This window comes from Arthrobacter sp. NPDC058192 (assembly GCF_042883665.1).
Taxonomy (GTDB): Bacteria; Actinomycetota; Actinomycetes; order Actinomycetales; family Micrococcaceae; genus Arthrobacter.
The window spans coordinates 1-21,843 of record NZ_JBHVVJ010000004.1; the positions used below are offsets into that span (position 1 = coordinate 1).

General features: G+C 67.3%; 15 protein-coding genes and 2 tRNA genes. All 17 read left to right on the forward strand.

What is annotated here, in order from left to right:
• Positions 1–480 precede the first annotated feature (480 nt).
• On the forward strand, positions 481–2,379 hold the full coding sequence (locus ACFVVK_RS05155; RefSeq protein ID WP_390264393.1) for an acetolactate synthase large subunit: 1,899 nt from the start codon (positions 481–483) through the stop codon (positions 2,377–2,379).
• Positions 2,380–2,381: 2 nt separating this feature from the next.
• Positions 2,382–2,894 (forward strand): acetolactate synthase small subunit, encoded by a 513-nt coding sequence (gene ilvN, locus ACFVVK_RS05160; protein ID WP_018773531.1) that lies wholly within the window; start codon positions 2,382–2,384, stop codon positions 2,892–2,894.
• Between the two features lie 75 nt (positions 2,895–2,969).
• Positions 2,970–3,995: a ketol-acid reductoisomerase gene (ilvC, locus tag ACFVVK_RS05165; protein ID WP_390264396.1), complete on the forward strand. Its 1,026-nt coding sequence runs from the start codon at positions 2,970–2,972 to the stop codon at positions 3,993–3,995.
• A 127-nt stretch (positions 3,996–4,122) separates the two neighbouring features.
• Positions 4,123–5,712 (forward strand): phosphoglycerate dehydrogenase, encoded by a 1,590-nt coding sequence (gene serA, locus ACFVVK_RS05170; protein WP_390264398.1) that lies wholly within the window; start codon positions 4,123–4,125, stop codon positions 5,710–5,712.
• Positions 5,713–5,916: 204 nt separating this feature from the next.
• Entirely contained in the window at positions 5,917–8,703 is a 2,787-nt protein-coding gene (locus tag ACFVVK_RS05175) for an FtsX-like permease family protein (RefSeq protein WP_390264401.1), read from the forward strand.
• Positions 8,700–9,467: an ABC transporter ATP-binding protein gene (locus tag ACFVVK_RS05180; RefSeq protein ID WP_390264404.1), complete on the forward strand. Its 768-nt coding sequence runs from the start codon at positions 8,700–8,702 to the stop codon at positions 9,465–9,467. The genes ACFVVK_RS05175 and ACFVVK_RS05180 overlap by 4 nt, the downstream gene beginning before the upstream one ends.
• Positions 9,468–9,476: 9 nt before the next feature.
• On the forward strand, positions 9,477–11,036 hold the full coding sequence (metG, locus tag ACFVVK_RS05185; RefSeq protein ID WP_390264406.1) for a methionine--tRNA ligase: 1,560 nt from the start codon (positions 9,477–9,479) through the stop codon (positions 11,034–11,036).
• Between the two features lie 345 nt (positions 11,037–11,381).
• Entirely contained in the window at positions 11,382–12,434 is a 1,053-nt protein-coding gene (locus ACFVVK_RS05190) for a 3-isopropylmalate dehydrogenase (protein ID WP_390264409.1), read from the forward strand.
• Positions 12,435–12,589: 155 nt separating this feature from the next.
• Positions 12,590–13,702: a branched-chain amino acid aminotransferase gene (locus tag ACFVVK_RS05195; RefSeq protein WP_390264412.1), complete on the forward strand. Its 1,113-nt coding sequence runs from the start codon at positions 12,590–12,592 to the stop codon at positions 13,700–13,702.
• 86 nt (positions 13,703–13,788) lie between these two features.
• Positions 13,789–14,604, forward strand: a complete 816-nt coding sequence (locus ACFVVK_RS05200) for an MBL fold metallo-hydrolase (protein ID WP_390264415.1) — start codon at positions 13,789–13,791, stop codon at positions 14,602–14,604.
• 10 nt (positions 14,605–14,614) lie between these two features.
• On the forward strand, positions 14,615–15,391 hold the full coding sequence (locus ACFVVK_RS05205; RefSeq protein ID WP_390264418.1) for a fumarylacetoacetate hydrolase family protein: 777 nt from the start codon (positions 14,615–14,617) through the stop codon (positions 15,389–15,391).
• Between the two features lie 35 nt (positions 15,392–15,426).
• Positions 15,427–16,965 (forward strand): glutamate--tRNA ligase, encoded by a 1,539-nt coding sequence (gltX, locus tag ACFVVK_RS05210; protein ID WP_390264421.1) that lies wholly within the window; start codon positions 15,427–15,429, stop codon positions 16,963–16,965.
• Between the two features lies 1 nt (position 16,966).
• Positions 16,967–17,674 carry an HAD family hydrolase gene (locus tag ACFVVK_RS05215; RefSeq protein WP_390264424.1) on the forward strand — a complete coding sequence of 236 codons (708 nt, stop codon included), beginning with the start codon at positions 16,967–16,969 and terminating at the stop codon, positions 17,672–17,674.
• 350 nt (positions 17,675–18,024) lie between these two features.
• Positions 18,025–18,096: transfer RNA gene (locus tag ACFVVK_RS05220), tRNA-Gln, on the forward strand.
• 128 nt (positions 18,097–18,224) lie between these two features.
• Positions 18,225–18,297: transfer RNA gene (locus ACFVVK_RS05225), tRNA-Glu, on the forward strand.
• A gap of 144 nt (positions 18,298–18,441) precedes the next feature.
• Complete coding sequence (locus ACFVVK_RS05230; RefSeq protein WP_390264427.1) at positions 18,442–20,193, forward strand: dynamin family protein; 1,752 nt, start codon at positions 18,442–18,444, stop codon at positions 20,191–20,193.
• Entirely contained in the window at positions 20,190–21,824 is a 1,635-nt protein-coding gene (locus ACFVVK_RS05235; RefSeq protein WP_390264430.1) for a GTPase, read from the forward strand. Before ACFVVK_RS05230 ends, ACFVVK_RS05235 begins: the two co-directional genes overlap by 4 nt.
• The last annotated feature ends 19 nt before the right edge of the window (positions 21,825–21,843 follow it).

Sequence of the window (21,843 nt, forward strand, 5' to 3'; positions counted from 1 at the left end):
CAACACCCCATAATGCGTGGGCTGCGTCTTTTGTTTAAATGAGACCGGCGGGGGTGACCCCGAATAACACGGGCGGCTCCGCGGGGCCCCACGTGGCGGGCGCCCGCGCCGCCCACTTGGGGTAGGAGACTCCCTTGGTGAGCCTGCCGCCACGGCGGCAGGCTCACCAAGGGAAGCTAGGCGTTCAGAACGTGGACAATGAAGTCCAAATAGTGAGACGGTGCCTTGCCTCGTTGACACCCGTCTCACTCAGAGGGAAAACTGAACCCATGACCGAGATCGTTACCAGCTGCGCCGCTGCAATTGCAGTCGTCGTCCTTACCAAGCGCGTGGCTGGCTAGCCCGACTGGTAACGAACCGTCACGCGCAACCCCTCGAAGAGCCAGTCGGCTGAGGGGTTTTTTTATTTCCCGCACCACAGCACCACCAGCACCACCTCGAAGTTCAACGATCACCGAAGATCCACAAAGGAAGAGTCCGATGAGCAAAGGATCGCCGATCAGCCCCTCGCTGATGGCCACAAAGTCCACTGGAGCCCACAAGGCTCCGGAACGCGTCGAACGTCCGGCTGACGCCGGCGTCGACACTGCCGCCGTCTCTCCTGTCCTCGGACCGAACAACGTCGTACCCCCGACGGTGATGACCGGTTCGCAAGCAATTGTCCGCTCGCTCGAAGAACTCGGCGTCGACGACATTTTCGGTTTGCCCGGTGGCGCGATCCTGCCCACCTACGACCCCTTGATGGCCTCCAAAATGAACCACGTTCTGGTCCGTCACGAACAGGGAGCCGGCCACGCCGCGCAAGGCTACGCCATGGTCACCGGACGGGTTGGCGTCTGCATCGCCACCTCGGGCCCCGGTGCCACCAACCTCGTTACCGCCATCATGGATGCCCACATGGACTCCGTGCCGATGGTGGCCATCACCGGCCAGGTCTCCAGCGGGGTGATCGGCACCGACGCCTTCCAGGAGGCGGACATCGTCGGGATCACCATGCCGATCACCAAGCACTCGTTCCTGGTCACCGACCCCAACGACATCCCGCACGTCATGGCCGAGGCCTTCCACCTGGCCTCCACCGGACGTCCCGGCCCGGTCCTCGTGGATGTCGCCAAGGATGCCCAGCAGGGCGAGATGACGTTCTCCTGGCCGCCCAAGGTCGATCTCCCCGGCTACCGGCCCGTGCTCCGCGGCCACAGCAAGCAGGTCCGGGAGGCCGCCCGGCTCATCTCCGCGGCCAGCAAGCCGGTGCTGTATGTGGGCGGAGGCGTGGTCAAGGCCCACGCCTCAGCCGAACTGCGTGAGCTGGCCGAGCTGACCGGTGCGCCCGTGGTGACCACCCTGATGGCCCGCGGCGTATTCCCGGACTCGCACCCGCAGCACGTCGGCATGCCGGGCATGCACGGCACCGTTTCCGCCGTGACCGCCCTGCAGCAGTCCGATCTGCTGATCACGCTCGGCGCGCGGTTTGATGACCGCGTCACCGGCATCCTGAAGTCCTTTGCCCCGCACGCCAAGGTCATCCACGCCGACATCGATCCGGCGGAGATCTCCAAGAACCGCACGGCCGACGTGCCGATCGTCGGCTCGGTCAAGGAAATCATCCCGGAGCTGAGCGAGGCCGTCCGCGTCCAGTTCGAGGCGTTCGGCACCCCCGATCTGACCAACTGGTGGGCCTTCCTGAACAACCTCAAGGAAACCTACCCGCTGGGCTGGACCGAGCCCGAGGACGGGCTCAGCGCCCCCCAGCGCGTGATTGAGCGCATTGGTGCGCTGACCGGGCCCGAGGGCGTCTTCGTCGCCGGCGTCGGACAGCACCAGATGTGGGCCGCACAGTTCATCAAATACGAACGCCCGCACGCCTGGCTGAACTCCGGCGGTGCCGGCACCATGGGTTACGCCGTGCCTGCGGCGATGGGCGCCAAGGTGGGCGAACCGGACCGCGTGGTCTGGGCTATCGACGGCGACGGCTGCTTCCAGATGACCAACCAGGAACTCGCCACGTGCGCGATCAACAACATCCCCATCAAGGTCGCCATCATCAACAACTCCTCGCTGGGCATGGTCCGGCAGTGGCAGACCCTCTTCTACGAGGGCCGCTACTCCAACACCGACCTCAACACCGGCCACGACACCGTTCGCATCCCGGACTTCGTCAAGCTGGCGGACGCCTACGGTTGCGCCGCGCTCCGGTGCGAACGCGACGAGGACATCGACGCCACTATCCAGAAGGCACTTGAGATCAACGACCGCCCCGTGGTCATTGACTTCGTCGTGAGCCCCAACTCGATGGTGTGGCCGATGGTCCCCGCCGGAGTCAGCAACGACCAGATCCAGGTTGCCCGCAACATGACCCCGGAATGGGAAGAGGAGGACTGAACATGACCCGCCACACATTGTCCGTACTGGTCGAAGACAAGCCCGGTGTGCTGACCCGCGTCGCCAGTCTCTTCGCCCGCCGGGCCTTCAACATCAATTCCCTGGCCGTCGGCCCCACCGAAGTCCCGGGCATGTCCCGGATGACCGTGGTGGTCGACGCCGACGGCGAGCTGATCGAACAGGTCACCAAGCAGCTGAACAAGCTGGTCAACGTGATCAAGATCGTCGAGCTCACCTCCGAATCTTCCGTACAGCGCGACCACATCCTGGTCAAGGTACGTGCGGATGCCGCAACACGCCTGCAGGTTACCCAGGCTGCAGACCTGTTCCGCGCTTCAGTGGTCGACGTCTCCACAGAGTCGGTGGTCATTGAGGCAACGGGCCACCCCGAGAAGCTCACGGCGCTCCTGTCAGTGCTTGAGCCCTTCGGCATCCGCGAAATCGTGCAGTCCGGCACCTTGGCCGTTGGGCGGGGATCCCGCTCCATGAGTGACAGGGCACTCCGCTCCGCGTAGGCGGCCGGAGACGCCCCGTTTTACCGCAGCACTAAAGACACCACCCACAAAAACCACTCAAGAGGAGTTACGCAAGTGACTGAAATGTTCTACGACGACGACGCCGACCTGTCGATCATCCAGGGCCGCAAGGTAGCCATTGTCGGCTATGGCTCGCAGGGCCACGCCCACGCGCAGAACCTGCGCGATTCCGGCGTCGAGGTTGTCATCGCGCTAAAGGAAGGGTCGAAGTCGATCGCCAAGGCCGAGGACGCAGGCTTCACGGTCAAGACCGTTGCCGACGCTGCCGAATGGGCTGACGTCATCATGATCCTGGCGCCGGACCAGCACCAGCGCTCGATCTACACCGACTCCATCAAGGACAAGCTGACCCCCGGCAAGGCACTGGCCTTCGCCCACGGCTTCAACATCCGCTTCGGCTACATCGAGGCCCCCGAGGGCGTTGACGTCATCCTGGTCGCCCCGAAGGCTCCGGGCCACACCGTGCGCCGCGAATTCGAAGCCGGCCGCGGCATCCCGGACATCATCGCCGTCGAGCAGGATGCCACCGGCTCCGCCTGGGAGCTGGCCAAGTCCTACGCCAAGGCTATCGGCGGCACCCGTGCCGGCGTCATCAAGACCACCTTCACCGAAGAGACCGAAACGGACCTCTTCGGCGAGCAGTCCGTCCTGTGCGGCGGCGTGTCCCAGCTGGTCCAGTACGGCTTCGAGACCCTGACCGAGGCCGGCTACCAGCCGCAGATCGCCTACTTCGAGGTGCTTCACGAGCTCAAGCTCATCGTTGACCTCATGTGGGAGGGCGGCATCGCCAAGCAGCGCTGGAGCGTTTCCGACACCGCAGAATACGGCGACTACGTCTCCGGCCCGCGCGTCATCACCCCCGAGGTGAAGGAAAACATGAAGGCTGTCCTCGCCGACATCCAGTCCGGCGCCTTCGCGAAGCGCTTCATCGACGACCAGGACAACGGCGGCGCCGAGTTCAAGGAACTGCGTGCCAAGGCAGAGTCGCACCCGATCGAGGCTGTCGGCCGCGAACTGCGCTCCCTGTTCTCCTGGCAGCAGCAGGACGAGGACTACGTAGAGGGCTCCGCAGCCCGCTAAGGCTGCACGCCAGGCGCTCATCACAAGGCGGCAGTGAGGCCGGGTTCACACTTAACAAATGTGAGCCCGGCCTTTCTGTCGGCCTAGACTTCTTTTATCCCCCGGACTGCAACGCAGAGGATCAGCCGTGTCAAAACCCGTAGTATTGCTCGCCGAAGAACTTTCGCCCGCCACAGTCGAGGCCCTCGGCCCGGACTTCGAAATCCGCCAGACTGACGGCGCCGACCGTTCCCAGCTGCTCTCCGCGATCGCGGACGTCGACGCGATCCTGGTCCGTTCCGCCACCCAGGTGGACGCGGAGGCCATCGCCGCCGCCAAGAACCTCAAGGTGATCGCCCGCGCCGGCGTGGGCCTGGACAATGTCGACATCAAGGCGGCCACGCAGGCCGGCGTCATGGTGGTCAACGCGCCGACCTCCAACATCGTCTCCGCCGCCGAACTGACTGTCGGCCACATCCTCAGCCTCGCCCGCCACATCCCGCAGGCCAGCTCCGCCCTCAAGGACGGGGAATGGAAGCGCTCCAAGTACACCGGCATCGAGCTCTTCGAAAAGAAGATCGGCATCATCGGCCTCGGCCGGATCGGTGCCCTGGTGGCGGCCCGCCTGAAGGGCTTCGACACCAAGATCCTCGCGTACGACCCCTACATCACCGCCGCCCGCGCCGCCCAGCTCGGTGTGCAGCTGGTGACCCTCGACGAGCTCCTCGCACAGTCGGACTTCATCACCATCCACATGCCCAAGACCCCGGAGACCGTCGGCATGCTCGGCGCCGATGCCTTCAAGAAGATGAAGAGCACGGCCTACGTCGTCAACGTTGCCCGCGGCGGCCTGGTGGACGAGGAGGCCCTCTACACCGCGCTCGAGGCCGGCGAGATCGCCGGCGCTGCAGTTGACGTCTTCTCCAAGGAGCCCAGCACCGACCTGCCGTTCTTCAAACTCGACAACGTCGTGGTGACCCCGCACCTGGGCGCCTCCACCGATGAGGCCCAGGAGAAGGCCGGCGTCTCCGTTGCCAAGTCGGTCCGGCTGGCCCTCGCCGGCGAACTGGTCCCCGACGCCGTCAACGTCGCCGGCGGCATCATCGCCCCCGCCGTCCGTCCCGGCATCCCGCTGATGGAAAAACTGGGCCGCATCTTCACCGCGCTGACCCACGCCTCGCTCAGCCAGTTCGACGTCGAGGTGGCCGGCGAGATCTCCTCGCTCGACGTCAAGGTCCTGGAACTCTCGGCCCTCAAGGGCATCTTCGCCGATGTCGTGACTGAGCAGGTCTCCTACGTCAACGCGCCGGTGATCGCCGAACAGCGCGGCATCAACGTCCGGCTCATCACGACGCCGGACACCGAGTCGTACCGCAACGTCCTGACCCTGCGCGGAGCGCTCAGCGACGGCAGTCAGATCTCGGTCGCAGGAACCCTCACCGGGCCCAAGCAGATCCAGAAGCTCGTGGGCGTCAACGGCTACGAGGTGGAGATTCCGATCAGCGAACACCTCGTGGTGGTGGCCTACACGGACCGCCCCGGCGTGATCGGCACGATCGGCCACATCCTGGGCATGAACAACGTCAACATCGCCGGCATGCAGGTGGCACGCCAGACCGAAGGCGGCCAGGTGCTGGCCCTGCTGACCATCGACAGCTCCGTTCCCCAGCAGGTCCTTGACGCGATCAAGGCCGGGATCGGCGCCGACATGGTCCGCGAGGTTGACCTGGAGGACTAAATTCCTCACGCGGGCCGCCGGCAGCGGCAGAAGAGCTGCCGGCGGCCCCGAGCGGGCGGCCGGTCTGCGTACAATGGCTAGGACCGAATTCCAGGTCTTGGCCGGCAGACCGGCCTTTACTTTTGCACGCCCGGCACGGGACGCCACCAATTCCGCAGGAAATGGACAGCGGCGTGCGCACGCAATCCAGCTTTCAGGAGCCCAATGAACGCCGTCCAGAGGTTCATCAGAAGCAGAGTGCTTTTGCTGACCGCGTCCATTTTGATCGTGGCCATGTGCCTGTCCGTCCTCGTCCAGGGTCAGTCCCAGGCGGCGCTGAGCAGGACCGTGGACCAAAACTCCCGGGGACTTTACGACATCCTGGTCCAGGCCAAGGCGGACGGCAACAGCGGGCTGATGCAGCCGGATATCGCCACCGGCCAGGGCGGCGTCAGCTTCGACCAGCTCGATTCGATCCGGAAGCTGTCCGGCACCTCGGTGGCCGCGCCCATCAGCCTCGTTTCCCGCGTCACCCAGAACCTCGAGTCGCCGCGCCTGGACGCCACCGACTACCTCGGCTACAACGCGGGGCTCGCCGGCACGGCCGGGGACCCCACCGCCACCGACCCGAGCAAATGGCCGGCCGCGGAATCGGTCCTCAGCGACACCCCGAAGAAGTACCGGCTCACCGCCAGTGCGGTCAGCTCTGACGGCCACTCCGACCAGACCCTGTTCAAGACCACCGCCGAAGGCTCCCTCGGCAAGGCCAAGCTCGTCGAAGAGCAGGTCGAGGGCGGCAAGAACGTCCGCATCCAGGGCCCGGCTGGAGAGACCGGCGTCAAGTTCCCCACCCCGGCCGGCGGTTCCGAGCATAACCTGTTCAACCTCTCCGTCTCACTGCCCATGGCGCCGCAGGTGACCGAGTCGGTCGTCGCCGTCGACCCCGTCTCCGAACGCGCGCTGCTCGGCACGGCCGGTGACTTCCTGGCCCCGCTGGAGAAGGCCCCGCCCGCCGACGCCCGCAACGCCGGCGCGATCGGCCGCCACTTCGAGAGCCTCTTCACCAACGGCATCAGCATGGACGAACTCAAGGAAGGCCCGGACTTCCTCGGCGTGAAGCTCAAGTACTGGGCGCCGCTGATGACGCAGTACCAGCAGGCCAAACGCGAGGGCCAGCTCACGAACGATTCGCAGGCCATCCCGCTCATCGTGCGCTCGGGCACGGCCCTGGACCTGAAGTACTCGGTCAAGATCGAGGAAATCGACGACTCCGGCAACGTCACCAAGGACGTCGGCACCGTGACCCGCTCGCTGGACAAGGACTACCTGCCGTTCGTCTCCAAGTCCCCGTTCGCCCTCGCGTGGCCCGGTTCCAAGGACCTTTCCCAGCTCATGGGCGACACCGGCTCCTTCAGCCAGGGCCTCTACAACCCGGCCACCTGGACCACGAATTTCGCTGCCGCCCCGAAGTACACGGACGGCGCGACCGCCGCCAACGGCGCCGTGGACAAGAGCGCCACCCCCGGCGACTGGGTCACCGTGAACCGGCTGCCGGACAAGGCCGCGAACGGCGAAGCCGTCGACCAGACGCAGCGCAACCCGGTGGACGAGAGGTCCTACCGCGAAAACCTGGAGACCGGCAAGAAACTCGCCACCCCGCTGGCGATGGTCTACGGCACGTTCGACCCCGCGGCTGTCAAGCAGGCCGCCGGCGACGTCAACCGGCTGCCCCTGGGCGGCTACGACCCCGCGCCGTTCACCCTGACCAAGGACGCCTCCGGCGCTGACGCCAACACCGAGCTCAAACCGTCGCTGAGCGCCACCGGCCTGGTCAGCCAGTCCGCCGGTGCCATCACCGACTTCTACGGACTGGCGGCCGCCCGCGGCTACGAGAAGAACGCCTCCGTGATCGACGCCGTCCGCGTCCGGGCCACTGTCCAGGGCAGCTGGAAGCAGGCGCAGCCAGAGGTCGAGAAGCTCGCCAACGAGATCCGCGGCATGGGCCTGCAGGCCACCGTGGTGGCCGGTTCCGCCCGCGAGGACGCCAACATCGCCGTTCCCGGCTATTCCAAGGACGACGCCGGCAAGGAGTCGCCGCTGGGCACTGTGCAGCAGTCGTGGGTCCGCCAGGACGCCGCTGACGCCGTTTCCGGCTCCTTGACCGCCACGAACCTGACGCTGCTGTTCATGACGCTTTGCGGCGCCGCCCTGCTGACCGGTGCCTCCACCGTCAGCTACGTGCGCAAACGGCGGAGCGAGGCAGGCACCCTGCGGGCCATGGGCTGGACACAGCGCAGGATCCGCTCCTGGGTGCTGGCCGAATTCGGCGTCGGCGCCGCGCTGCTCGCCGTCGTGGGCAGCGCACTGAGCCTGATCACCTGGAGCGCCGCGACCGCGATCGTCTCGGCGTCGGTCCTGGTGCTCTACGTGGGCGCCGCGTTCTTCGCGGCGCAGCAGCTGCGCCACCGGGATGAAGTGGACCAGGAGCCGCAGCACGACGAGCGGCTCGTCGCGGTCGATTCGCCGCTGACCTTCGCCAACCGCCAGCTGAGCTCGAACAAGTTCAACACCGGCGCGCTGGCGGTCGCCGTCGGCGTCTTCGGCGCGGCCGTGGGCGGCCTGGTCGCACTGCTGATCGACATTCCGCGGGCCGCCGGCGCCAGCGCGCTCAGCGGCGTGGCCGCGGCCAGCATCGCGCTCCCGAGCATCATCCTGGCCGTCTCCGGCGTCGCCGTCGGCCTGCTCCTGACCATGGTCACGGGGCGGTTCGAGCTGCAGGCCAAGCGGCAGTACCTCGGCACCCTGCGGGCCATGGGCTGGAACCCGGACATGCTGGGCCAGGTCCGCTTCTTTGAAAACGCCATGGTGGGAACTATCGCGTTGCCGCTGGGTGTGGTGGGCGCCCTTGGCATCGGGCTCCTCCTTGCCCCCTATGCCGCGCTGTGGGCCGCCCTTGCCGGCCTTGTGGCTGTACTTTGCTGGATTCCGATTGCAACGAAAGTGGTCCAATGACTAACGAGCTCAACCTTGACCGGGAGGCACACGACCGGATGACCACCAGCACCCGTCGTGGGGGACACAAGACCCGCGCCAACACCATCGTGAGGGCCGCGGACCACGCCACGCCGCTGGAACTGAGCAACATCACCATCCACTACGGCGGGGGCAAGGGCGGTGCCGAGCCCGTCAACGTCGTCGACGACTTCAACATGACGCTGCATGCCGGCGAAATGCACTGCGTCGCCGGCCGTTCCGGCTCCGGCAAGACCAGCATCCTGACCGTCGGCGCGGGCCTGACCCTGCCGACGTCGGGCCGGGTCTTCTGGGAGGGCGACTCGCTCGAGACCATGGGCGACGACGAGATCGCCGACCGCCGCCGGGCCCTGATCGGCTACGTCGACCAGGGCGGCGCCCTCATCGACGGCATGAGCGCGCTCGAGAACGTCCTGCTGCCGGCGGTGCCCGACGGCGAGGTGGAGAAGCGCCGCGACATGGCCAAGGACCTCCTGGACCTCGTGGGCCTGGGCCGGCGCATGCGCCACCGCCCGGCTCAGCTCTCCGGCGGTGAGCGTCAGCGCGTCGCCATCGCCCGGGCGCTCATCCTCGGCACCCGCGTCCTGGTGGTCGACGAGCCCACGGCCAGCCTCGACCGAGCCGCGGCCAACCGCATCATCAGCATCCTCAAGGACACGACGTCGGACGGCATTGCCGTGCTGGTCGCTTCACATGACCACGAACTTGTCCGCCAGAGCGATACCCTGACCGAACTGATCTAGATTTAGACCGTGACTTCAACTGATAAGACCCCCTTCTACATCACCACGGCCATCACGTACCCCAACGGCGTGCCGCACATCGGGCATGCCTACGAGTACATCGCCACCGACGCGATGGCCCGCTTCAAGCGCCTGGACGGCTTCGACGTCTACTTCCTCACCGGAACCGACGAGCACGGCATGAAGATTGCCCAGACCGCGGAGAAGGAAGGGGTGACGCCCAAGGAACTGGTGGACCGGAACGCCGAAATTTACAAGGCCGCCCATGCGGCCCTGGGGGTCTCGTACGACCGCTTCATCCGCACCACCGACGCCGACCACTACGCGGCATCGCAGGCCATCTGGAAGAAGATGGAAGCTAACGGGGACATCTACCTCTCTAAGTACGAGGGCTGGTACTCGGTCCGCGACGAAGCGTTTTACGTTGAGGACGAGACCGTGGTCAAGGACGACGGCATCCGCTACACCCGTGAATCGGACACCGAGGTCACGTGGACGGCCGAGGAGAGCTACTTCTTCCGCCTCTCCGCCTACCAGGACAAGCTGCTGGCCCTCTACGAGGCCCAGCCCGAATTCGGTGCGCCGCAGTCCCGCTTCAACGAGGTCATCAGCTTCGTCAAACGCGGGCTGGAGGACCTCTCCATCAGCCGCACCACCTTCGACTGGGGCGTCCCGGTGCCGGGCAACGACAGGCACGTCATGTACGTGTGGGTCGACGCGCTCACCAACTATCTCACCGGCGTCGGCTATCCGGACCTTGAATCGGAGTCCTTCAAGAAGTTCTGGCCGGCCGACGTCCACGTCATCGGCAAGGACATCTCCCGTTTCCACGCCATCTACTGGCCGGCGTTCCTCATGAGCGCCGGGCTGGAACTGCCGAAGCGGATCATGATCCACGGCTTCCTGCAGAACAACGGCGTCAAGATGTCCAAGTCCCTCGGCAACGTTGTCGCACCCGCCGACTTCGTCGCCCAGTACGGCCTGGACCAGGTGCGCTACTTCTTCCTGCGCGAGGTCCCCTTCGGTGCGGACGGCAACTACAACCACGAGGCCATCGTGGGCCGGATGAACTCGGACCTGGCCAACAACTTCGGCAACCTGGCGCAGCGGTCGCTGTCCATGGTGGCCAAGAACTGCGACGGCCGAGTGCCCGCGCCGGGCGGCTTCTCCGCGGAGGACGCCGCCCTGCTCGGCCAGGCCAACGGCCTGCTGGACGTTGTCCGCGCCGCGTTCGAGAAGCAGGAATTCAGCCGGGCCCTGGAAGCCATCTGGGCCGTCCTGGGTGACACGAACGCCTACTTCGCCGAGCAGGCCCCCTGGGTGCTGCGCAAGACCGACCTCGAGCGCATGAACACGGTGCTCTACGTGACGCTCGAGGTGCTCCGGATCGTCGCGATCCTAGCCCAGCCGGTCATGCCGACGGCGACGGCGGCCATCCTGCACACACTCGGCCAGCCCGAGGGCGAGGCGCGGAAGTTCTCAGCCATTGGCACGCCCAGCGAAGCCGGCACGCAGCTGCCCGCTCCCGCCCCGGTGTTCCCGAAGTATGAGGAGCCCGCCGAGGCCTAAGCGCCGCGCTTTTGGTGACGCTCCCGCAGATCCGGCGGTGGTTCTGGTGACGCTCCCGCAGATCCTGCCGTCATTCTGGTGACGCTCCCGCAGATCCTGCCGTCATTTTGGTGACGCTCCCGCAGATCCTGCCGTCATTCTGGTGACGCTCCCGCAGATCCTGCCGTCATTTTGGTGACGCTCCCGCACGCCTCACTAGGCGGTGCGGGAGCGTTTCTATTTTTCCGTCGGAAAGTGAGGGAGGGCCGTCGGATTTCCAGCCGGAAGTGAGGGAGCGTCCGAAGGGCTTGTTCGGATACTGAGACGACTTGACCAGAATGTGGATGACTTGGCTACCCTGAAAACATGAGCGCATCCACGATTGATCTGGCAGTCATCCCGGGCGACGGCATCGGCCCGGAGGTCACGGCCGAGGCCCTGAAAGTCCTTGAGAAGGCCGCAGCCGCCGAGGGGATCGAGCTTCAGCAGACCCACTACAAGCTGGGTGCGGAGCACTGGCTCGAGACGGGGGAGACCCTGCCCGCGGCCACCCTCGAGGATCTTCGGACCCGGGATGCGATCTTGTTCGGCGCCGTCGGGGCTGCCCCCGGCGACACCCGGATCCCGTCCGGGATCATCGAGCGTGAGCTCCTGCTCAAGCTGCGTTTCAGCCTGGACCACTTCGTCAACCTGCGGCCCTCCCGCCTGTACGCCAGCGTCGGCAGCCCGCTCGCCAACCCGGGCACGATCGATTTCATCGTGATCCGCGAAGGCACCGAAGGTCCCTACGTCGGCAACGGCGGCACCCTGCGTGCCGGCACACCTCACGAGGTAGCCACCGAGGTGTCGCTGAACACCGCCCACGGCGTGGAGCGCGTGGTCCGCGATGCCTTCCGCCGCGCCAACGAGCGCCCCCGCAAGAAGCTCACGCTCGTGCACAAGCACAACGTCCTGGTCTTTGCCGGCCAGCTCTGGAAGCGCACGGTCGAAGCCGTGGCCCAGGAGTTCCCCGAGGTCACCCACGATTACCTGCACGTCGACGCCGCCACGATCTTCATGGTCACCGACCCGTCCCGCTTCGACGTGATCGTCACCGACAACCTTTTCGGCGACATCATCACCGACCTCGCGGCAGCGGTGACCGGCGGCATCGGCCTTGCAGCATCCGGCAACATCAATATGGAACGCACCGCCCCGTCCATGTTCGAACCGGTCCACGGTTCCGCGCCGGACATTGCCGGCCAGCAGAAGGCAGACCCCACCGCTGCCATTCTCTCCGCCGCCCTCCTGCTCGACCACCTCGGGTTTGCCGGCGCCGCCCGGAAGATCGAGGCAGCCGTCAAGACCGACGTCGAAGCGCGCGACGGCGCCTTCCGGACCACGAGCGCCATCGGCGACGCCATCGCGGCAGCGCTGTAGGCGCTGCGCTGTATTCGCTGCTGGTTTTGCGGCACCGACCGTGCCGGGGAACCGGCACGGTCAACGGGCGTAAGCTAGTTTCGAATCACCAACATGCTGCCGTGGTCCGACGGTGAACCACGTTCCCACGCCAGGCAGCCGATCGTGGAGGAACCATGACTCAGACTGCCCATGGCGTCGAATTCACCCAGCACCTCTCGGAGACCCCGAAGCCTGCTGAAGAGCGTGCCGCCATCCTGGCGAACCCGGGGTTTGGCGACTATTTCACCGACCACACCGCCATTGTCGACTACACGGTCGATGCCGAAGGCAACGGTGGCTGGCACGACGCCCGGGTTGAGCCCTACGGTCCGATTTCCCTGGACCCGTCCGCGGCCGTGCTGCACTACGGCCAGGAGATCTTCGAAGGCCTCAAGGCGTACCGCCACGCGAACGGCTCCATCTGGACGTTCCGCCCCGAGGCCAACGCCGCCCGCCTGAACCGGTCCGCCCGGCGTCTTGCGCTCCCCGAACTCCCGGAGGAGTACTTCCTCGGCGCCATCCGCGAGCTCGTGGCGGCCGACAAGGAATGGGTCCCGTCCGGCGACGGCGAAGCCTTGTACCTGCGGCCCTTCATGATCGCCACCGAGGCCTTCCTGGGCGTCCGGGCGGCGCGCGAGGTCTCCTTCCGCGTCATCGCCTCCCCGGCCGGCAACTACTTCGGCGGCGAACTCAAGCCGGTGTCCATCTGGATCTCACGCGAATACGCCCGCGCCGGCCGCGGCGGAACAGGCGCCGCCAAGTGCGGCGGCAACTACGCCGCCTCGCTGATCGCCCAGCAGGAGGCCGAGGCCCACGGCTGCAAGCAGGTTTTGTTCCTGGACCAGTTCAACGACAACGCGGTCGAGGAACTCGGCGGCATGAACGTCTTCTTCGTGATGAAGGACGGCTCGCTGGTCACCCCGGCGCTGTCCGGCACCATCCTTGAGGGCGTGACGCGCTCCTCCGTGATGCAGGTGGCCAAGGACATGGGCCGCGAAGTCACCGAGCGCAAAATCACCCTGGATGAATGGCGCGACGGCGTTGCCTCGGGCGAGATTGCCGAGGTGTTCGCCTGCGGCACCGCCGCCGTCATCACCCCCATCGGCGTGCTCAAGGATGCCACGGAGTTCATCGGTTCCGAGGACGCCAAGGCGGGGGAGACCACCATGGCCATCCGCGCCCAGCTGCTCGGCATCCAGACCGGTACGGTCGAGGACACGCACGGCTGGCTGACCCGCCTCGCCTAGGCACGCAATGCCCCGAAGGTAGTCCGACGGCGGCCCCCACCTCTCGGGGTGGGGGCCGCCGTCGGATTCAGTGCAAGGATGGGACAGTGACATCCGAGACCTACGGCGGCATCGTCCGCAGCAGCTCCCTGACCCGGTTCCGCCTTGCCCCGAACCCGGGCCCGATGAGCCTGGACGGAACCAACTCCTATCTCATCGGCGCGCCGGGAGCGGCAGGCAGCGTCGCCGTCGACCCCGGGCCCCTTGACGAACCTCACCTGCAGGCGCTGGCCGGGCAAGGAGCAATCGAACTGATCCTGATCACGCACCGGCACGCGGACCACACCGCGGCAGCCGTGCGGTTTTCGGAACTGACGGGCGCGCCGGTGCGGGCCGCGGACCCGACGCACTGCCATGGCGCGCCGCCGCTTCAAGACGGCGAAACCCTCCGCGCCGCAGGGGTGGACATCAGGGTACTCGCGACGCCGGGCCACACCTCGGATTCGCTGTGCTTCCACCTGCCGCAGGACGGCCCATACGGCTCGGTGCTGACCGGGGACACGATCCTGGGCTCGGGAACCACTGTGCTGGACCACCCCGACGGCACCCTGTGCGACTACCTCGAGTCGCTGGACCGGCTCGAGCGACTTGGACCCGCCACTGTGCTGCCGGCCCACGGCCCGGTGCTCCCGGCACTCGACGCCGTCGCCCGGGCCTACCGCGACCACCGCAACGGCAGGCTCGACCAGGTGCGGACGGCCCTACAGGCACTGGGCGCCGACGCCGGAGTCGGCGCCGTGACGGATGCCGTGTACACGGACATTGACCCCTCGGTCCGGCGCGCCGCGGAACTCTCGGTCGCCGCGCAGTTGGACTACCTGCGTGCTGGCCCGCGGAACAGGGGCGGGTTGCCGGGACTGTAGGCTAGGACCCATGCGTATCGCCCGGTTTGTCGTTGATTCTGATCCCCTCTACGGCGTTGTGGAAGGCGAGCCCGGCAGTGAGGAAATCACTGTCATCAAGGGCGACCCCTTCTTCCACGGCGTGGAACGAACCCCCACGAAGCACAAGTTGGAAGACGTCCGCCTGCTGGCGCCGATCATCCCGCGCAGCAAGGTGGTGGGGGTCGGCCGCAATTTCGCCGAGCACGCCCGGGAGTTGGGCAACGAGGTGCCGCAGCAGCCGTTGCTGTTCCTCAAGCCCAACACCTCCGTAATCGGGCCCAACGACCCCATTGTCCTGCCGGAGTTCTCCGAGGAAATCTCCTTCGAGGCCGAGCTGTGCGTCGTCATCGGCCGGATCTGCAAGGACGTTCCCGAGGACCGTGTGGACGACGTGATCTTCGGCTACACCTGCGGCAACGACCTCACCGCCCGCGATGTCCAGAAGACGGACCTGCAGTGGGCCCGGGCCAAGGGCTTCGACACCTCGGCCCCGCTCGGCCCGTGGATTGAAACTGAGCTCGACACCGAGGACCTGCAGATCCAGGGCCGGCTTAACGGCGAACTGCGCCAGGACGGCAGCACCAACCAGATGATCCGCGGTGTCCGGGAACTCGTCTCGATCGTCTCGCAGGCCTTCACCCTGCTGCCCGGCGACGTCATCATGACCGGTACCCCCGCCGGCGTCGACGTCGTACAGGCCGGCGACCGCTTCGAGGTCGAGATTGAGGGCATCGGGCGCCTCTCCAACCCGGTGGTCCGCCGCTAACAGCGGCGCTGGAGATTGGTAATGTGGGTAGCACTATGACTACTGCTTCCGCGTCCGACGCCGTCTCCAGCTCCGCCCCGCTTGCTGCTCCCTCCGGTGAAGTCACCGCCGATACCCCGGTCCGTGTCCGGTTCTGCCCGTCGCCCACGGGCACCCCGCACGTCGGCCTGATCCGCACCGCCCTCTTCAACTGGGCCCATGCCCGGCATACCAAGGGCACCTTCGTCTTCCGGATCGAGGACACGGACGCGGCACGCGACTCGGAGGAGAGCTACCAGCAACTGCTGGAGGCGCTCAAATGGCTGGGCATCACGTGGGAAGAAGGCGTGGAAGTCGGCGGCCCGCACGAGCCCTACCGCCAGTCGCAGCGGCTGGGCATGTACAAGGATGTCGTGGCCAAGCTGCTCGACGCCGGCTACGCCTACGAGTGCTACTCCTCGCCGGAGGAGGTCGAGGCCCGCCACCGGGCGGCGGGCCGCGACCCGAAGCTCGGCTACGACAACTTCGACCGCAACCTCTCCGAGGAGCAGCTCGCCGCGTTCAAGGCCGAGGGCCGCCAGCCGGTGCTGCGCGTCCGCATGCCCGATGAAGATGTCACTTTCACCGACATGGTCCGTGGCGACATCACGTTCAAGGCCGGCAGCATCCCGGACTACGTCATAGTCCGCGCCGACGGCTCCCCGCTGTACACCCTGGTCAACCCGGTGGACGACGCCCTGATGGGAATCACGCACGTGCTCCGCGGCGAGGACCTGCTGTCCTCCACACCCCGCCAGGTGGTGCTGATCCGGGCCCTCATGGACATCGGCGTGGCCAGCTACATGCCGGTCTTCGGCCACCTGCCGTACGTCATGGGCGAGGGCAACAAGAAGCTCTCCAAGCGCGACCCCCAGTCCAACCTGTTCCTGCTCCGGGACCGCGGCTTCATCCCCGAGGGCCTGCTGAACTACCTGTCCCTGCTTGGCTGGAGCCTCTCCGCCGACGAGGACATCTTCACCGTGGAGCAGCTGATCGAGAACTTCGACGTCCACGACGTGCTCGCCAACCCTGCCCGCTTCGACATCAAGAAGGCCGAAGCGATCAACGGCACCCACATCCGCATGCTCGACCCGGAGGACTTCCGCGGCCGCCTGGTGCCCTACCTGCAGGCCGCCGGCTTCGTGGGGGAGAGGCTCACGGCCCGCGAGGAGCAGATCCTGGCCGAGGCCGCGCCGCTGATCCAGGAGCGCATCTCGCTGCTGGGCGAGGCGCCGGAGATGATCGCGTTCCTGTTCAAGGCCGACGACGCTATCGACGTCGCCGACGACGCCCGCAAGGGACTGCCCGAAAACCTTACCGAGGTGCTCGACGCCGCTTTGGCCGCCCTGGAGCCCGTCAATGACTGGACGGCCGAGAACATCCAGGCTGCCCTGAAGGAAGCCCTCGTGGAAGGCCTCGGCGTGAAGCCGCGCCTTGCGTTCGGGCCCGTCCGCACGGCGGTCTCCGGGCGCCGGATCTCCCCGCCGCTGTTCGAATCGATGGTCATCCTGGGCAAGGACTCGTCCCTGGCCCGCCTGCGCGCTTTCCGCGGCTGACATGCTTGACGCGGGCCTAGGCGCACTTCAAGGCGTCCTGTTCGACATCGACGACACCCTGGTGGACCTCGAATTCTCGATGACGTCTGCACTCCGCGACGTCAGCGAGCACCTCCTGCCCGGCCTGGACGAGGCCGGGTGGGAGAAGTTCGGGCGGATCTTCACGCACGAGACCACCCATTTCTACGACCGTTACCTGGCCGGCGAGATCACGTTCAACGAACAGCGCCTGCTCCGCGGCCGGGCGGCGCTGGGGTACTTCGGCGTCGAACTGGCCGACGGCGAGCAGGCCCACCACTGGGTGAGTTCCTACGCGAGCCGCCAGCACGGCTACATCAGGGCGTTCGACGACGTCGGCCCGCTGCTGGACGCGCTGGACGCCGCCGGCATTCCCTATGGAGCCGTAAGCAACAACGTGCACGACTACCAGCGCGTGAAGCTCGACGCGGCCGGGTTGGAACGGATCACCGTTCTCGTGGGCACCGACACCGTCGGCGCCGCGAAACCGGATCCTGCCATCTATCTCGAGGGTGTCCGGCGCCTTGGCACCGGTGCCGGCCAGACGCTGTATGTCGGTGACAACCGGCTCCTCGACGCGGAAGGTTCGACGGCGGCCGGTTTGGTTGGCGTCTGGCTGAACCGCGGTGGGGAGCCGGCTCCCGGCTTCCTCGGACGCGAGGTCGGCTCCCTGCTGGAGTTGCTGGCGTAGCTGCGGTGTCCGATACCTAAGGCCGAGGGGCCGGGCCGTACGGCCCGGCCCCTCGGCCTTTGTGATGCACCTAACACTGCTGGCCCGACCGCCCGAACCGCCCGCCGGTGAGCGGTAAGAGGGGGAAATCGTCGCTAACTTGCCGCGCGTGGACCCGTTTTCCCCTGCACTGGCGGGCCTCGGACGGTGCAGCCGCGTCTTAGTCGCCGGGCAGCGTCCTGCCGGAGACTGCGCACAATGCGGCCGGCTCGCCGATTTGTGCAAGTGAAAACTCTCGGGTAAAGTAATTACTCGTGCTGAGGCGCCGGGAGCGAGGGTTTAGGCCCAAACATCCGGTCCGGAAGTGCCATTGGGATATGGTGTAATTGGCAACACTACGGTTTCTGGTACCGTCATTCTAGGTTCGAGTCCTGGTATCCCAGCTCTGAAAATCCGCGGATTTCCGCGGGCATTCGGAAGTTTCACATCGGCTGGTCCGATTTGGAGCAAAGCCAAGTGTATGAAAGAATCATCTGGCTTGAACGGCAGAAATGCAGTTCTGGAAGTACGCGGCCCCATCGTATAGCGGCCTAGTACGCTGCCCTCTCACGGCGGTAACGCGGGTTCGAATCCCGCTGGGGTCACAACAGGAACGGTCCCGGGCATCAGCCCGGGGCCGTTTTTTGTATTCCCCGCATGGTGCCACTGGGTGGCCTAAAGGGCCCCAGCAGCTCACCGCGCCAGCCCCCGCTCGCGGGAACTGGTGGCTGAACTGGCATGATGATGCTGTGAGCTCCCACGAACCCTCCGAGGCCGCAGCCGGCGTCGCGCTCCTTGAAAGCGTGCGCGAGGACCTCGCGGCACTCCGATTGCCGCTTGCCCTGCCCGGAACCGAGCAGACCCGGCAGGAGCTGCGCAACGCGGTGGCTCAGCTGGACGACTACATTCTGCCCCGGTACCGCAGCCTCGACGCGCCGCTGCTGGCCGTGGTGGGCGGCTCCACCGGTGCCGGGAAGTCCACCCTGGTCAACGCCCTGGTAGGCCACCCGGTCACGCGGGCCGGTGCCATCCGGCCGACCACCCGCCAGCCGATCCTGCTCCACCATCCGGAGGACTCCGGCTGGTTCGAAGGCCAACGGGTGTTGCCGGCCCTAGGCCGCATCCGCGGCGCCGTAGTGGACGGCCCAACCCCGGCGCATCCCGCCCCACCCGCTCCAGCCGCCGGCGCAGTAACCTCGCTCGTCTTGGTCGCCGACCCGGCGGTCCCGCGAGGGGTCGCGCTTCTCGACGCACCCGACGTCGACTCAGTCTCCGACGATAACCGCCGGCTGGCCGGGCAGCTGCTCGCCGCGGCCGACCTCTGGGTCTTTGTTACCACCGCCAACCGCTATGCCGACGCCGTGCCCTGGCGCTTGCTCCTGGATGCCGCCTCGCGCGACATCACGGTGGCCGTGGTGCTGGACAGGGTCCCGCCGGCCGCCGAGGCGGAGGTCAGCGCGGATTTGACGTCAATGCTCAGCAGGGAAGGCCTCGGCACGGCCCGGATGTTCGTCGTACCGGAATTGGTGCTCGATGCCGCGGGCATGCTTCCGGGCCCGGCCGTCGAACCGCTGCGGCAATGGCTTGGCGAGCTGGCAAGGGACGCCGCCGGACGCGCCGGGATTGCCCGGCGCACTCTCAACGGCACTCTCACGGCCCTCAGCCAGCGCGTCGAGGGGGCAGGGCGGGCGGTGTCCGAGCAGCAGCGCGCGGCCGAGGTACTCTCAGGCGACGCCCGCCAAGCCTATGACGACGCCATGGCCAGGATCCTTGATGCCACCCGGGACGGCGCGCTGTTGCGGGGTGAGGTGCTGGCGCGGTGGCAGGACTTCGTCGGGACGGGCGAGTTCTTTCGGGCCATGGAACAAAACATCGGGCGCTTCCGCGACCGCGTGGGCGCGTTTTTCCGGGGCGAGCCGGCGCCCGCAGTCAGAGTGGAGACCGCGATCGAGACCGGACTGCAGGCTGTCATTGTCGATGAAGCCGCCAATGCTGCCGAACATACGGACCAGCGCTGGCGCTCGGACCCCGCGGGCAGGCAGTTGCTCGGCACCGATGGTCTCGCCGGCACATCCGCCGGCTTCGCGGACGCCGTCGCCGCAGAGATCCGCGCCTGGCAGGGCGGCCTGATGGAACTCATCCGTACCGAAGGCCAGGGCAAGCGCACCCAGGCCCGCTGGTTGTCTTTCGGCATCAACGGCCTGGGTGCCGCGCTCATGATTGTGGTGTTCTCCATGACGGCGGGTCTGACCGGGCTGGAGATCGGCGTCGCGGGCGGCACCGCCGTCGTGGGTCAGCGGCTCCTGGAAGCGGTGTTTGGGGAAGACGCCGTCCGCCGGCTCGCCCGGACGGCGCGTGAAGACCTGCATGAGCGATGCCAAGTCCTGTTGGCGTCCGAGCGCGAGCGTTTCCTCAGCAGGCTCGACGTCGACGGCGGCGTGCCGCCTGACGTCCTTGCCGGGCACGTGGCGGCACTGCGCCGGCTGGCGGCGTCAGCATGAGCCGCCATGGCGCCGCCCGGGTGGAGTCGCAGCTGGACCGCAGGCTTGAGGCCCTCGACGAGGCCAGGGAGCTCGCCGCCGGTGCCCTCCCGGAGGAGACCCTGGACGAGGTGCTGCATGTGCTGGATCGTGCCAGTTCGCGGCGGTCGCTCTCCGCGGACCATACGGTGGTGGGATTCTTCGGCGCTACCGGCAGCGGCAAATCGTCTCTCTTCAACGCCGTCAGCGGGGCGGAAATCGCGACGGCGGCGGTGCGCCGGCCCACCACCACCGAACCGCTGGCCGGCATCTGGGGCGTTCAGGGCAGCGAAGCCCTGCTGGACTGGCTGGAGGTCCGGCAGCGCCACGCGGCGGCCCCGGTACCGGGTTTCGCCGACGACGGCACCGGACTGATCCTCCTGGACCTGCCCGATTTTGACTCGACCCGGGCGGCGAACCGGGAGGTCGTGCAGCGGATGGTGGGCCTCGTGGACGTCCTCGTCTGGGTCCTCGATCCGCAGAAGTATGCCGACGCAGCCGTGCACCAGGACTTCCTTGCGCCGCTGTCCGCCCACGGTGCCGTGACGATTGTGGTGCTCAACCAGGTCGACAGGCTCCCGGACCGCGATGTCCGTCCCGTCCTTGATTCGCTCACGGGCATCCTGGCGGGCGAAGGGCTGGGCAAGGTCCAGGTCCTGGGTGCCTCCGCGGTGCTGGGAACCGGCGTGGACGCGGTCCGGTCCGCGATCCGGCAGAAGGCCAGGGAACGCCAGGCGATCTCGCAGCGGCTCGCGGCAGATGTCACCACGGCCGCTGCCCGGCTGGCTGAGGCGTCCGGCAACGGGGTCTCCGGCAACGGCAAGGCGGCCGGGGCGACGGCTGCCTCCAAGGCCCGGCTGGCCGAGGAACTCGCCGTGGCCGCCAACGTTCCGCTGGTGGTCGACGCCGTCGTGCGCTCCTATCGGCTCGAGGCGACGCGGCGCACGGGCTGGCCCGTGACCCGCTGGCTGGCCAGATTCCGGCCGGATCCGCTGCGGCGCCTGAACCTGCGCCGCGAGGGCGCCAAACCGGAGCTGAACCGGACCTCGCTTCCGCCCGCGGGCGCGCCGGAGCGGGCGCGGACCGATGCGGCAGTCCGGGAATTCGCCGATGCGGCGTCCGAGGGCGCTCCCGGGCCGTGGCGGGCAGTGATCCGTAGCGCCGCCCGCGAAGGACGGAACGGGCTGCCGGACGCCGTGGACCAGGCGATTGCCTCCACGGACCTGTCCGCGGGCCGGAAGTCCTGGTGGTGGGGCGGGTTTAACGCTGTCCAGTGGCTGGCGCTGGTGACGGCGCTGGCCGGGTTTGCCTGGCTCGGAGTCCTCGCGGCGCTGGGCTACCTGCAGCTGCCGGTGCCCGAGGTACCGCGTGTGCAGGGCTGGCCGGTCCCCACCGTGATGATCGGCGGGGGAGTGCTGCTGGGCATCCTGCTGGCTGTCGCGGCCGGGTTCATTGCCCGCGCCGCGGCGGCGTCGCGGGGTGCGCTGGCCAGGAAGCGGCTGCAGTCCGCCGTTGCCGTCGTCGCGCAGGATCTGGTGGTGGATCCCGTGGAACTGGAGGTCAGCCGCCTGAAGTCGTTCAACGCGGCGGTGAAGACCGCCGCCGGCCGCTAGGCACCAGTCCATCCGGCAA